The 12,188-nt window shown below is 69.1% G+C and carries 13 protein-coding genes; 10 read left to right on the top strand and 3 right to left on the bottom strand.

The annotated features are described in order from the left end of the window. The first annotated feature begins 2 nt into the window (after window positions 1-2). The 5 genes from BLTE_RS17540 to BLTE_RS17560 all read left to right on the top strand — a co-directional run bounded on the left by BLTE_RS17540 (window position 3) and on the right by BLTE_RS17560 (window position 5,645). Complete coding sequence (locus BLTE_RS17540) at window positions 3-716, top strand: CpaD family pilus assembly protein (protein WP_126401896.1); 714 nt, start codon at window positions 3-5, stop codon at window positions 714-716. Then, entirely contained in the window at window positions 713-1,990 is a 1,278-nt protein-coding gene (locus BLTE_RS17545; protein ID WP_126401897.1) for a CpaE/TadZ family protein, read from the top strand. The genes BLTE_RS17540 and BLTE_RS17545 overlap by 4 nt, the downstream gene beginning before the upstream one ends. A 7-nt stretch (window positions 1,991-1,997) precedes the next feature. Next, window positions 1,998-3,473: a TadA family conjugal transfer-associated ATPase gene (locus BLTE_RS17550; RefSeq protein WP_126401898.1), complete on the top strand. Its 1,476-nt coding sequence runs from the start codon at window positions 1,998-2,000 to the stop codon at window positions 3,471-3,473. Between the two features lie 4 nt (window positions 3,474-3,477). Next, window positions 3,478-4,461, top strand: a complete 984-nt coding sequence (locus BLTE_RS17555; protein WP_126401899.1) for a type II secretion system F family protein — start codon at window positions 3,478-3,480, stop codon at window positions 4,459-4,461. A 209-nt stretch (window positions 4,462-4,670) separates the two neighbouring features. Next, window positions 4,671-5,645: a type II secretion system F family protein gene (locus tag BLTE_RS17560; RefSeq protein ID WP_126401900.1), complete on the top strand. Its 975-nt coding sequence runs from the start codon at window positions 4,671-4,673 to the stop codon at window positions 5,643-5,645. Window positions 5,646-5,894: 249 nt separating this feature from the next. On the opposite strand, the gene BLTE_RS17565 is transcribed toward BLTE_RS17560, so the two are convergent. Next, the gene (locus BLTE_RS17565) at window positions 5,895-6,806 is read right to left on the bottom strand and encodes a tetratricopeptide repeat protein (protein WP_126401901.1); all 912 of its coding nucleotides are present in this window, start codon (window positions 6,804-6,806) and stop codon (window positions 5,895-5,897) included. A 151-nt stretch (window positions 6,807-6,957) separates the two neighbouring features. Between BLTE_RS17565 and BLTE_RS17570 the strand changes: the two genes are divergently transcribed. The 5 genes from BLTE_RS17570 (at window position 6,958) to BLTE_RS17590 (ending at window position 10,329) form a co-directional block, all read left to right on the top strand. Then, window positions 6,958-8,337: a leucyl aminopeptidase family protein gene (locus tag BLTE_RS17570; RefSeq protein ID WP_126401902.1), complete on the top strand. Its 1,380-nt coding sequence runs from the start codon at window positions 6,958-6,960 to the stop codon at window positions 8,335-8,337. Between the two features lie 69 nt (window positions 8,338-8,406). After that, on the top strand, window positions 8,407-8,757 hold the full coding sequence (locus tag BLTE_RS17575) for a MarR family winged helix-turn-helix transcriptional regulator (protein ID WP_126401903.1): 351 nt from the start codon (window positions 8,407-8,409) through the stop codon (window positions 8,755-8,757). Further along, a complete protein-coding gene (locus BLTE_RS17580) occupies window positions 8,754-9,623 on the top strand; it encodes a C40 family peptidase (RefSeq protein WP_126401904.1) in 870 nt (289 codons plus the stop codon). The genes BLTE_RS17575 and BLTE_RS17580 overlap by 4 nt, the downstream gene beginning before the upstream one ends. Before the next feature lie 66 nt (window positions 9,624-9,689). Beyond that, window positions 9,690-10,007 (top strand): toxin-antitoxin system TumE family protein, encoded by a 318-nt coding sequence (locus BLTE_RS17585; RefSeq protein ID WP_126402286.1) that lies wholly within the window; start codon window positions 9,690-9,692, stop codon window positions 10,005-10,007. Beyond that, complete coding sequence (locus BLTE_RS17590) at window positions 9,988-10,329, top strand: HVO_A0114 family putative DNA-binding protein (RefSeq protein ID WP_126401905.1); 342 nt, start codon at window positions 9,988-9,990, stop codon at window positions 10,327-10,329. The genes BLTE_RS17585 and BLTE_RS17590 overlap by 20 nt, the downstream gene beginning before the upstream one ends. A 165-nt stretch (window positions 10,330-10,494) precedes the next feature. Here BLTE_RS17590 and BLTE_RS17595 read toward each other — a convergent pair whose 3' ends face one another. Beyond that, window positions 10,495-11,352: a prephenate dehydratase gene (locus tag BLTE_RS17595; protein WP_162499895.1), complete on the bottom strand. Its 858-nt coding sequence runs from the start codon at window positions 11,350-11,352 to the stop codon at window positions 10,495-10,497. After that, a complete protein-coding gene (locus BLTE_RS17600; RefSeq protein ID WP_126401907.1) occupies window positions 11,352-12,122 on the bottom strand; it encodes a 3-deoxy-manno-octulosonate cytidylyltransferase in 771 nt (256 codons plus the stop codon). Before BLTE_RS17600 ends, BLTE_RS17595 begins: the two co-directional genes overlap by 1 nt. Window positions 12,123-12,188 lie beyond the last annotated feature (66 nt).

A 12,188-nucleotide genomic window follows, 5' to 3' on the forward strand; every position in this document is an offset into this window, starting at 1 on the left:
CCATGCCGCGTTCCCGACTGATCGCCCGCGTCGCCGCCGGTGCCGCTCTCGCAACCGCGCTTGCCGGCTGCCACGCCAATCATGTGGTGGAAAGCGGCTACCCGGTCACGGTGGCCGACCGCCACCCGATCCGCATCGTCGAAGGGCGCGCCACGCACGAGGTGCTGATCGGCACCGGCCGCGGCTCGCTGACGGCGGTGCAGCGCGCCGAACTCACCGCCTTTGCCGGCGGCTGGCGCCGCCGCGGCACCGGGCCGGTGTTCATCGAGGTGCCGGCCGGCACCGACAACGAGCAGGCGGCCCGGGCGGCCTCGCGCGAGGTGCGCTCGCTGCTGGTTGCCACCGGCATCCCCTCGCACGGCATCTCGGTGCTGCCCTATCAGCCCTTCCCGGAAGACACGCTGGCGCCGGTCCGCGTGGTCTATCCGGTGGTCAAGGCCGAGGCCGGGCCGTGCGGCGTCTGGCCCGACGACCTCGGCGTGCAGGACATGTTCCATCAGGCGGAGAACCGCCAATACTGGAACTTCGGCTGCGCCAATCAGCGGGCGCTCGCCGCGATGGTCGACAATCCCGCCGACCTCGTACAGCCGCGCCGCGAGCAGGCGCCCAGCGCCGCGCGCCGCCAGACGGTCGTCGAGAAGTACATCAAGGGCGAGGATCCCGCGACCAAGACGAAGGAATTGGAGTCCAAGCTGAGCGACGAGGTCAAGCAATGACCAGACATCTGGCCATCGCCGCCGATACGCCGGCCGCGGCGCCGGGCGACGATCACATCGCGCCGGTGCCGCGGGTATCGATCCAGGCGTTCTGCGAAAGCCACGAGGTGGGCGCCGTCATTGCCGCCGCCGCCGAGGACCGTCGCATGGCCAAGGCGCACCTCAAGGTGCAGGCCGGCGGCATCGCCGCCGCGCTCGAGGCCTATCGCGGCGCGCCGACACCCAACGTCATCATCATCGAGCATTCGGGCTCGCGCACGGAGCTGCTCGACGGGCTCGACCGGCTGGCCGAATGCTGCGACCTCGGCACCAAGCTCATCGTCGTCGGCCGGCTCAACGACGTCCAGCTCTATCGCGAGCTCACACGCCGCGGCGTGTCGGACTATCTGATCGCGCCGATCAGCAGCCTCGATATCGTGCGCGCGGTCTCGGGCGTGTTCGCCGCGCCCGACGCCGAGCCGGTCGGCCGCACGCTGGCGGTGGTCGGCGCCAAGGGCGGCGTCGGCTCCTCCACCGTGGCGCACAACATCGCCTGGGCGATCGCCCGCGACATCGTCATCGACACGGTGGTGGTCGATCTCGACCTGCCGTTCGGCACCGCCGGCCTCGACTACAATCAGGATCCGCCGCAGGGCGTCGCCGACGCCATCTTCTCGCCCGAGCGCGTCGATTCCGCCTTTGTCGATCGGCTGCTGTCCAAGTGCGCCGACCATCTGTCGGTGCTGGCGGCGCCGGCCACGCTGGAGCGCACCTACGACATCGAGGCCGAGGCGCCCGACCCGATGCTCGACGTGCTGCGCACCAGCGTGCCGTGGATCGTGCTCGACGTTCCGCATCTGTGGACCGGCTGGGCCAAGCGGGCGCTGATCTCGGCCGACCACATCCTGATCGTCGCCACGCCCGACCTGGCGTCGCTGCGCAACGCCAAGAACCTGATCGACCTGATCCGCACCGCCCGTCCCAACGACCGGCCGCCCTATTACATGCTGAACCAGGTCGGCGTGCCGAAGCGGCCCGAGATTCGCGCGGCCGATTTCGCCAAGGCGCTGGAGGCCCAGCCGGTGGTGTCGATGCCGTTCGAGCCGCAGCTGTTCGGCGCTGCCGCCAACAACGGCCAGATGATCGCCGAGGTCGACGCCAAGCACCGCGCCACCGAGATCTTCCGTCAACTTGCCCAGACCATCACGGGAAAGACCGATCCCCGCAAATCGCGGGCATCCACCCTGCTGACGCCGCTTCTGGAGAAGATGCGCGCCAAGTTGGCAAAGAGCTGAGGTCGCCATGTTCGGCAAGCGCTCGGGTGTCGGAGCAAACCAGAACGACGGCGGCACCGGAGTTGCCGTGAAGCCGGCGATGCCGGCCGTGCCGGCGCCGCCTCTGGTTTCCGAACGCAGCCCCGAGGCGAGCCGGCCGATCGAGCCGGTGCGCGCGCCCCCCGCGCCGCCGCCGGACCAGCGCCGCTCCGAACGCTTCTACGAGGTCAAGAGCCAGATCTTCGGCGCCCTGATCGAGGCGATCGACCTCACCCAGCTTGCCAAGCTGGAGCCCGAGAGCGCGCGCGAAGAGATCCGCGACATCGTCGCCGAGATCATCGCCATCAAGAACATCGTGATGTCGATCGCCGAGCAGGAATATCTGCTCACCGACATCTGCAACGACGTGCTGGGCTACGGCCCGCTGGAGCCGTTGCTGGCGCGCGACGATATCGCCGACATCATGGTCAACGGCGCCAGCACCGTCTACATCGAGACCCAGGGCAAGATTCAGCGAACCGCGGTCCGCTTCCGCGACAATCAGCAGCTGATGAACATCTGCCAGCGGATCGTCAGCCAGGTCGGCCGCCGCGTCGACGAATCGAGCCCGATCTGCGACGCGCGCCTGCCGGACGGCTCGCGCGTCAACGTCATCGCCCCGCCGCTGGCGATCGACGGGCCGGCGCTCACCATCCGCAAATTCAAGAAGGACAAGCTCACCCTCGACCAGCTCGTCCGCTTCGGCTCGATCAGCCCCGAGGGCGCCGAGATCCTCAAGATCATTGGCCGCGTCCGCTGCAACACCGTCATCTCCGGCGGCACCGGCTCGGGCAAGACCACGCTGCTCAACTGCCTCACCAACTATATCGACCACGACGAGCGCGTCATCACCTGCGAGGACGCCGCCGAGCTGCAGCTGCAGCAGCCGCACGTGGTGCGCCTGGAGACGCGTCCGCCCAACCTCGAAGGCGAGGGTCAGGTGACGATGCGCGATCTGGTCAAGAACTGCCTGCGTATGCGCCCCGAACGCATCATCGTCGGCGAGGTGCGCGGACCCGAGGCGTTCGACCTGCTGCAGGCGATGAACACCGGCCATGACGGCTCGATGGGCACGCTGCACGCCAACTCGCCGCGCGAGTGCCTGTCGCGTATCGAATCGATGATCACCATGGGCGGCTATGCGCTGCCGTCCAAGACCATCCGCGAGATGATGGTGTCCTCCATCGACGTGATCGTGCAGGCGGCGCGCCTGCGCGACGGCTCGCGCCGCATCACCCATATCACCGAGGTTCTCGGCATGGAGGGCGACGTCATCATCACCCAGGATCTGTTCCTCTATGAGATCCTGGGCGAGGATGCCAATGGCCGCATCATCGGGCGTCACCGCTCGACCGGCATCGGCCGGCCCAAATTCTGGGAACGTGCACGCTATTTCGGCGAGGAGAAGCGGCTGGCGGCGGCGATCGACGCGGCCGAGGTCGACGACGCGCCGCTGCGGGGCTGAGCCGATGGAACTCGAAACCCTTGCCGTCATCATGCTCGCCGTCGTCGCCGCCGGCGGCGCGGCGTGGGTGTTCCTCTATCCGCTGCTGTCGGGCGAACGGCAGGCCGAGAAGCGCATGACGCAGGTGTCGGCGCAGTCGGTCGCCACCGTGCGCCGGACGCGCCGCGACGACCCGGCGGCGAGCCGCCGCCAGCAGGTCGAGGAATCGCTGAAGGCGCTCGAGGAGCGTCAGAAGAACGCCAAGAATCCGCCGCTGGCGGCGCGGCTGGGACAGGCCGGCCTGAGCTGGTCGAAGAAGCAGTATTATCTGATCAGCGTCGCCATCGGCCTGGGCTTCGCCCTGCTGGCGCTGCTGACGAAGCAGCACATCCTGATCGTGATCGGCGCCGGCTTCGCCGGCGGCTTCGGCGTGCCGCGCTGGCTGCTCGGTCATCTCAAGAAGAAGCGCGAGAAGCTCTTCAACCTCGAATTTCCCTCGGCGGTCGACGTCATCGTGCGCGGCGTCAAGGCCGGCCTGCCGCTCGCCGACTGCATCGGCATCATCGCCAAGGAAGCGCAGGAGCCGGTGCGCAGCGAGTTCCGCCTGATCGTCGAGACCCAGGCGATGGGCGTGCCGCTGCACGAGGCGGTGAGCAAGCTCTATGAGCGCGTGCCGCTGCCCGAGGCCAACTTCTTCGCCATCGTGGTGGCGATCCAGCAGCGCTCCGGCGGCAATCTGTCCGAAGTGCTGGGCAATCTGTCGCGGGTGCTGCGCGACCGCAAGAAGATGAAGGCCAAGATCAACGCGATGTCGATGGAGGCGAAGGCCTCGGCCGGCATCATCGGCGCGCTGCCGGTCATCGTCGGCGTCCTGGTCTATCTCACCAGCCCGAAATACATCGAGCTTTTGTGGATCACCCCGGTCGGGCGGATGATGCTCGCCGGCTGCGTCATGTGGATGGGGATGGGCGTGCTGGTGATGAAGCGGATGATCAATTTCGATTTCTAGAGCGTCAGATCCGATCGCATCGGATCGGACGCTCCAGGCTCTTGGACTGTCGCATTCTCGCTCGCAAAACCGGTATCCACTTTTGCGGAGAATGCTCCGGGGCGTCAGATCCGATCGCATCGGACCGGGTGGCCCAGGTTCGCCGGTTCGTACACGTTTGTCCGCAGGTCGCTGGGTCTGACCTGCAGCGATGCCCCAGGAGCGCCGCCATGCTCGACCTCATCATTTCCAGGCTGCACGATACGACCTTCCTGGTGGGGCTGTTCACCGCGATCGCGGTGACGGCGACGGCGTGGACGCTGATCAGCTCGCTGTTCCCTGCCGACGAGCTTGACAAGCGCATGAAGGCGGTCGCCGTCGAGCGCGCCGCCATCCGCGCCCGCGAGCGCGAGCGACTTGCCGGCGGCGAGCGCGTCGGCCTGCGCGGGCAGAGCCCGAAGGAATACATGCGGGTCACGGTCGAGCGCCTCAATCTGCGCAAATGGCTGGGCGAGGACCATATCCGCGAGATGCTGCGCAAGGCCGGCTATCGCGGCCATGGTCCTTACACCGTCTACTTGTTCTTTCGGCTGGTGGCGCCGGTGGCGCTGTTTGCGGTCGCGGCGCTCTACGTGTTCGTCATCGTGCCGCTGCAGGTCTCGATGACGGTGAAGGTGCTGATCTGCCTTGGCGGCGCCTATGTCGGCCTCAAGGCGCCCGATCTGTTCCTCAGCAACCAGATCCAGAAGCGCCAGGAGTCGATCCGGCGCGCGTTTCCGGACGCGCTCGACCTGCTCCTGATCTGCGTCGAATCGGGCATGTCGATCGAGGCGGCGTTCCGCAAGGTGTCAGAGGAGGTCGGCACCAGCTCGGTTCCGCTGGCCGAGGAATTCACGCTGACGACCGCCGAGCTGTCCTATCTGCAGGACCGGCGCACCGCCTATGAGAACCTCGCCAAGCGCGTCGATCTCGAAGGGGTCAAGGCGGTGTGCATGGCGCTGATCCAGTCGGAGCGCTACGGCACGCCGCTCGGCCAGACGCTGCGGGTGATGGCGCAGGAAAACCGCGACATGCGGATGATGGAAGCCGAGAAGAAGGCCGCGGCGCTGCCGCCCAAGCTGACGGTGCCGATGATCCTGTTCTTCCTGCCGGTGCTGTTCGTGGTGATCCTCGGCCCGGCCGGCATCCAGATCGCCAACCGGTAGGGATACGGTATCCGGTCTGGTCGAGGCGCCGGCCGGCCGCGGAAAATCCTCTTTCCGAACCGGAATTTTTCGGAGACGCGGCATACCAGCGGCCCCAGACGCTGACGCGTGGGGCCATTGACTCTCGCGGATTTTCTCATCCGAAATCAATAATTTGGCGAAAATCCGCGACCGGAGCCAACGGGCCGCGTTAGCTGCCGTCGGTGCAACAGGGGCGCATCATCGCGCACGTCGGGCCGCGTGCCGGCGTCAGTGTTCCGGCTGGTCGGCCGTTCCGCGCAGCTCGGCGGTGAGGCTGCGGTTTTCCGAGCGGGCCGGCGCGCGGCGGGCGGTGGCGGTCGTCTTCTGCTTCGCCTTTGCCGGGGCGGCCGCGTCGCCGATCTGCTTCCAGCTGTTCGGCTGCGACAGCATCTCGCGCAGATAGGCGACATTGGCCTGGGCCTCGGCCGGGGGCAGGTCCTTGGAGACGATCTGCTCGGCATCCTCGAACCGGCCCTGCAGGCCGACGACGAGCGCCAGATTCTGGCGCACGCGGGCATCGGCGCCCGCCTGGGCGGAGGCGCGGCGCAGCACCGCCTCGGCCTGCGTCAGGTCCTTCGACAGCATGTAGGACAGGCCGAGATTGGACAGCACGGTCGGCTCTTCCGGGTTGATGGCCAGCGCCTGCTGATAGGCGCCCTTGGCCTCGGCGTTGCGCCCCATCTGGTCGAGCACGGCGCCCTGCACATTGAGGATTCGCCAGTCCGGCTGGTCGGGCGAATGGGCGCGCGACAGCGCCTCCAGCGCCTCGTTGTATTGGCCGTTGTCGGCCAGCGCCCGGCCATAGGCGCCGGCCACTTTCGGATTCTTCGGATTGCGCAGCGCCGCCTGCTGCAGCACGGCGGCGGCCTGGGCGCGCTGGCCGGAGGCGCGCAGCGCCCGCGAATATTCGATGGCCACCTCGGCATTGCCCGGGTCGCGGCGATAGCGCTCGGCCAGACTGTCGGCGCGCTGGCGCCAGTCGGTCTGGCTCTGGGCGGCGGTGCTGCCGGACCCCAGCGAGCCGGTGATGTCGCCGGTGGCGGCGCAGCCGCCGAGCATCAGCCCGAGGCCGGTGGCCAAGGCCAGCACGGAAAAGCGAGCGCGATGCACGCCTGGCGAATAGCGCCTGCAACCGGACATGAGCGACTCCGACGCGGGACTTCGATCGCCCGCCTCGGGTCGAAGCAATAAACGCTTAACCCTAACGCCCGGTTAAACTCACCGTGGCGCGCGCTTCCCCGCCGGCCCGGCGCGTGCTATCGGCGGGGCTCCCCCCGCTGGAAGAGCCCCGATGCATCCCATTCTGATCGCAGACGATTCCGACGCGCTCCCGATCTGGTTCGCCACGCCCGCGGACTGGTCTTCGGTGCGCGAGGCGCTCGACGCCGGGGCGGCGGCCTTCGCGGAGGCTGCGGGATTCGTGCCCGACGCCGGCCGCCATCTGCTGCTGCCGGCCGAGCATGGCGGCGTCGGGGGGCTGCTGTTCGGCCTGGGCGAGGCCGGGCCGACGCGCGACCGGCTCATCGCCGGCCGGCTTGCCGAGCTGCTGCCGGCGGGTTTCTGGCGCTTCGCCAATCTGCCGCCGGAGCCGGCGTTGGCGGTGCTGGCCATCCTGCTTGGCGCCTACCGCTTCCAGCGCTACCGCACCGTCAAGCCGCCCCGGTTCCGGCTGGTGGTGCCGGCCGGGGTGGACGGCGAGGAGGTGTCGCGGCTGGCCGACGCCGTCGCCTTCGCCCGCGATCTGGTCAATACGCCGGCAAACGATCTCGGTCCGGCCGAGCTGGAACAGGCGGTGCGGGAGCTCGGCGCGGCGCACGGCGCCGAGGTCTCCGCCATCGTCGACGACGATCTGCTGACGCACGGCTTTCCACTGATCCATGCGGTGGGCAAGGGCTCGGTGCGGGCGCCGCGGCTGATCGACCTCGTCTGGGGCGATCCGGGCGCGCCGAAGCTGACGCTGGTCGGCAAGGGCGTGTGCTTCGATTCGGGCGGGCTCGACATCAAGCCGGCCGCGGCCATGCTGCTGATGAAGAAGGACATGGGCGGCGCCGCCGCGGCGCTGGCGCTGGCGAAGCTGGTGATGGAACGGCGCCTGCCGGTGCGGCTGCGGCTGCTGGTGCCGGCGGTGGAGAATGCGGTCTCGGGCTCCGCCTTCCGCCCCGGCGACGTCTATCCCAGCCACAAGGGGCTCACCGTCGAGGTCAGCGACACCGACGCCGAGGGTCGGCTGGTCTTGGCCGACGCTCTCGCCCTCGCCGATGCCGAGGCGCCGGACCTCTTGATCGACTTCGCCACCCTGACCGGCGCCGCCCGCGTGGCGCTCGGGCCGGACATCGCGCCCGCCTTCACCGACGACGAGGAGCTTGCTTCAGCCCTCGCCCGGCACGCCGCCGCCACCGCCGATCCGCTGTGGCGGCTGCCGTTGTGGCGGCCCTACGCGGCGGGGCTCGACTCGCGGATCGCCGACACCGCCAGCGTGGCGGCGGGCGGCTTCGCCGGCTCGATCGTGGCGGCGCTGTTCCTGTCGCGCTTCGTCGAGCGGGCGAAAAGCTGGCTGCACCTCGACATCTATGCCTGGACGCCCAAGCCCAAGCCCGGCCGGCCGGAAGGCGGCGAGGCCAGCGCGGTGCGGGCGCTCGATTCGCTGCTCGTGGAGAAATTCTCGCGCTGATTCGTGGCGTTGACCTTGCGCACGGCAGGCGGGAGAGAATAATACGCGGGCGTAACGATCCCGCAGCCGATGGCCGTCGAACTCCGCACCTCCCAGGCGCTCAAACTGTTGCACGACCTTGCCTTGGACCAGGTCCGCGACAGCGAGCCCGATTTGACTCAGCGACAGCTCGCCATTCTGCTGACGGTGTATCTGGAAGTGCCCCCCCACACCGTTCGTGGTCTTGCCGCCAAGCTCGGCGTCACCAAGCCGGTCATCACCCGCGCCCTCGACACCATGGGCAAGCTCGGGCTGGTCACCCGCCGCCGCGACGAAACCGACCGCCGAAATGTCATCATCCAGCGCACCGTCCGGGGCTCGCTCTTTGTCGAGCGTCTCGGCGACCTCGTGGTGGCGCGCGCCAGGGAGCTTCCCGTATGACCGGTTATGATCCGCGTATCACCCCTGCCCGCCCGGATCTCGCCGCCCTCCACCTCGAAGGCAAGGTGCCCGCGGCGCGCTATGTCGCCGGCACGGTCTGCGAGGTGGCGGTGCCCGCCGCGCCGATGCGGCGCGAGCCGATCCCCGACCAGCCGATGGTGACCGAGGCGCTGTTCGGCGAGCGGGCCACCATCTACGAGGCGACGCCCGAGGGCTGGGCCTGGGGCCAGCTCGAGGTCGACGGCTATGTCGGCTGGCTGCCGAGCGCCATGCTGGCGCCGCCGGGGCCGGAGCCGACCCATTGCGTGCGGGTGCCGCGCACCTTCATCTTCCCGGGGCCGGACATCAAGCTGCCGCCGCTGACGGCGCCGCCGCTCGGCGCGCGCATCGCCATCGCCGGCACCGAGGGCCGGTTCGCTGTCACCGCCGCCGGCGGCTATATCCCCGCCCACCACGTCCGCCCGATCGCCGGGCCGGTGGAGCGCGACTTCGTCACCGTCGCCGAGCGGCTGCTCGGCGTGCCCTATCTGTGGGGCGGCAAGACGCCGCTCGGCTTCGACTGCTCGGGTCTGGTGCAGGTGGCGCTCGACGCCGCCGGAATCCGGGCGCCGCGCGACAGCGACCTGCAGGAGGCGGCGCTCGGCCGGCCGGTCGATCCGGGCGTCGATTTCGCCAACGTCCAGCGCGGCGACCTGGTGTTCTGGCGCGGGCATGTGGCGATCGTCAGCGATCCGCAGACGCTGGTCCACGCCAACGCCTTCCACATGATGGTGGCGATCGAGCCCCTGGCGCAGGCCCTGGCCCGCATCGTCAAGAGCGGGCTGGTCGTGACCTCGGTGTGCCGGCTGCCGTCGCTCGGCGGGTGAGGCGTCGGCGGCACGGGGCAGCCGCTCTTGGCTTTGATCGTCCCGATTGTTGGTGTAAGCTCCAACATTCCCGCGGATCGCCTGCTTCGTGAACGCCATGTGCTCGACGAGCGGGTTTTCGTGGAAGTCGCGGTTTGGCGCGTGCTTCAGCCGGTTCCCGGCTCGCGACACAGCTTGAAGTATCGTTTGGCGCTGGTCGTTTCGGGCGAATGCATCCTTCGCTACGACAACGAGGCTGGCAAGGGCGACCACCGGCATGTCGGGCGCCGTGAGGAACCTTACTTCTTTCAGGGTCCCGAACGGTTGCTGGCCGATTTCTGGGCCGAGGTCGAGGCGCTGCGGGCGGCAGATTGGAGGATCGAGCATGACGACGGTGACGCTTGATGTGGCATCCCCCGCCGAGGTCAGCCGGCGTGCGCTCGCGGCGTTTACCGGCGCGGATCAAGGTGCGCGGATCAGCTTCGCCTCGCCGGAACTCCTGTGGAAGGTGCTGACCGCCAAGCGGTGGGAGCTGCTCAAGGCCATGGCCGGCGCCGGCCCCCTGACCATCCGCGCCGCCGCCCGCCGGGCCGGCCGTGACGTCAAGGCGGTGCACGGCGACATCCACGCCCTGCTCGAAGCCGGGCTGCTTGATCGCACCGACGACGGCCGGGTGGAGTTTCCCTTCGATGCGGTTCGCGTCGAGTTCACGCTGCAGGCGGCGTAGCGCCGGCCCGGCCAGGATCGACGCCGCGTGCCGGAAACCGAATCGTACGGTTTCCGGTTGATCCCTTCGGGATGCCGGAAACGCCCTCGCCGAAAATCCTTGAGCGGATGAGGATTTTTCGGCGATCGGAATACGGTTTCCCGGCTTGATCAGCCGGAAACCGCATCACCCCGCTCTGCCGTTCAGCGTCTTGCGGAACGGGTCGGCCGGGTAGACGCCGAGGATCTTCAGCTCCTCGCAGAAGAACCCCAGCTCCTCCAGCGCCAGCTTCACGGGCCGGTCGTCGGGGTGGCCCTCGATGTCGGCGTAGAACTGGGTGGCCGAGAAGCTGCCCTCGATCATGTAGCTTTCCAGCTTGGTCATGTTGACGCCGTTGGTGGCGAAGCCGCCCAGCGCCTTGTAGAGCGCGGCGGGCACGTTGCGCACCCGGAACATGAAGGTGGTCATGGTCGGCCCGTTGCCGGGCGGCGCCCAGTTCGGCTCGCGCGCCAGCACCACGAAGCGGGTGGTGTTGTGCGATTCGTCCTCGATGTCCTCGGCCAAAATGGTGAGGGCGTAGATCCTGGCGGCGAGGCGCGAGGCGATGGCGGCGCGGGTGGGATCGTGCGCCTCGGCGACGTGGCGGGCCGAGCCGGCGGTGTCGGCGGCGATCACCGCCTTGAGGCCGAGCTTGCGGATGGTGCGCCGGCACTGGCCGAGCGCCTGGACGTGGCTCTCGACCGTTTTGATGGTGGCGAGCGTGGCGCCCGGGATCGCCATCAGCTGGTGGCGCACCGGCAGAAAGTGCTCGGCAATGATGTGCAGGCCGGAGGTCGGCATCAGATGGTGGATGTCGGCGACGCGCCCGGCCACCGAATTCTCGATTGGGATCATGCCCAGCGCCGCCGAGCCGTCCTTCACCGCGGCCAGCGCGTCCTCGAAGGTCGCTGCCGGCAGCGCCTTGTGTTCGGGGAATGCCTCCTGGCAGGCGATATGCGAGTTGGCTCCGGGTTCGCCCTGGAACACGATGGTCTTCTGCGACATCACACGTCTCGTCGGTTGGATACGGCGCCCTGCAGCAGGTGCTGGGCGCGGGCGAGGTCGGCCGGCATGTCGACACCGAGCGGCACGGTGTCGACAAGGGCGACGTCGATACGCATCCCGGCCTCCAGGGCGCGGAGCTGTTCCAGCCGCTCGCGCCGCTCCAGCGGCGAGGGCGGCAGGGCAACGAAGCGGGCGAGCGCCGCCCGCCGGTAGGCATAGAGTCCGATATGGTGATAGAGCGGCCCCGGCCCGGTTGGTGCTGTGGCGCGGGTGAAATAGAGCGCGCGCAGCCGGCCGGGCGCGACCTCCGAGCCCACCACCTTGACCACGTTGGGGTCGTCCCTTTCCTCCTCGCGCACGATCTCGGCCGCCAGCGTGGCGATATCGACGGCGGGATCGGCGAGCGGCGCCAGCGCAGCGCGGATGGCATCGGCCGAGATGGTTGGCAGGTCGCCCTGCACATTGACCACGAGATCGATGGCGCCCTGCGGGTCGATGGTGGAGAGCGCCTCGAAGATGCGGTCGGAGCCCGAGGCGTGGTCCGCCCGGGTCATCACCGCCCGGGCGCCGGCGGCTTCCGCGGCTTGGGCGATCGCCTCGGCGTCGGTCGCCACCACCACTTCGCCGAGGTCGGCGTCGCGGGCGCGCTCGACCACATGGGCGATCATCGGCCGGCCGCCGATGTCCGCCAGCGGCTTGCCGGGCAGGCGGGTCGAGGCGAAGCGGGCCGGGATCATCAGGACGACGCGGTCGGCGGGCTCGGCAGACATGATGGACTCGGTGGCGGCGGACTTGGTTCTGCGGACCGGGTGGCGGCGGGTCCGGCGGACCAGGGG

The organism is Blastochloris tepida (genome assembly GCF_003966715.1).
GTDB lineage: Bacteria > Pseudomonadota > Alphaproteobacteria > Rhizobiales > Xanthobacteraceae > Blastochloris > Blastochloris tepida.

Excerpts from the sequence above, each read along its gene's own strand:
- BLTE_RS17570 (WP_126401902.1), top strand. The coding sequence starts at position 6,958 with ATGCATCCCATTCTGATCGCAGACGATTCCGACGCGCTCCCGATCTGG.
- BLTE_RS17580 (WP_126401904.1), top strand. The coding sequence starts at position 8,754 with ATGACCGGTTATGATCCGCGTATCACCCCTGCCCGCCCGGATCTCGCC.
- BLTE_RS17550 (WP_126401898.1), top strand. The coding sequence starts at position 1,998 with ATGTTCGGCAAGCGCTCGGGTGTCGGAGCAAACCAGAACGACGGCGGC.
- BLTE_RS17575 (WP_126401903.1), top strand. The coding sequence starts at position 8,407 with ATGGCCGTCGAACTCCGCACCTCCCAGGCGCTCAAACTGTTGCACGAC.
- BLTE_RS17545 (WP_126401897.1), top strand. The coding sequence starts at position 713 with ATGACCAGACATCTGGCCATCGCCGCCGATACGCCGGCCGCGGCGCCG.
- BLTE_RS17600 (WP_126401907.1), bottom strand. The coding sequence starts at position 12,122 with ATGTCTGCCGAGCCCGCCGACCGCGTCGTCCTGATGATCCCGGCCCGC.
- BLTE_RS17595 (WP_162499895.1), bottom strand. The coding sequence starts at position 11,352 with ATGTCGCAGAAGACCATCGTGTTCCAGGGCGAACCCGGAGCCAACTCG.
- BLTE_RS17565 (WP_126401901.1), bottom strand. The coding sequence starts at position 6,806 with ATGTCCGGTTGCAGGCGCTATTCGCCAGGCGTGCATCGCGCTCGCTTT.
- BLTE_RS17560 (WP_126401900.1), top strand. The coding sequence starts at position 4,671 with ATGCTCGACCTCATCATTTCCAGGCTGCACGATACGACCTTCCTGGTG.
- BLTE_RS17540 (WP_126401896.1), top strand. The coding sequence starts at position 3 with ATGCCGCGTTCCCGACTGATCGCCCGCGTCGCCGCCGGTGCCGCTCTC.
- BLTE_RS17590 (WP_126401905.1), top strand. The coding sequence starts at position 9,988 with ATGACGACGGTGACGCTTGATGTGGCATCCCCCGCCGAGGTCAGCCGG.
- BLTE_RS17555 (WP_126401899.1), top strand. The coding sequence starts at position 3,478 with ATGGAACTCGAAACCCTTGCCGTCATCATGCTCGCCGTCGTCGCCGCC.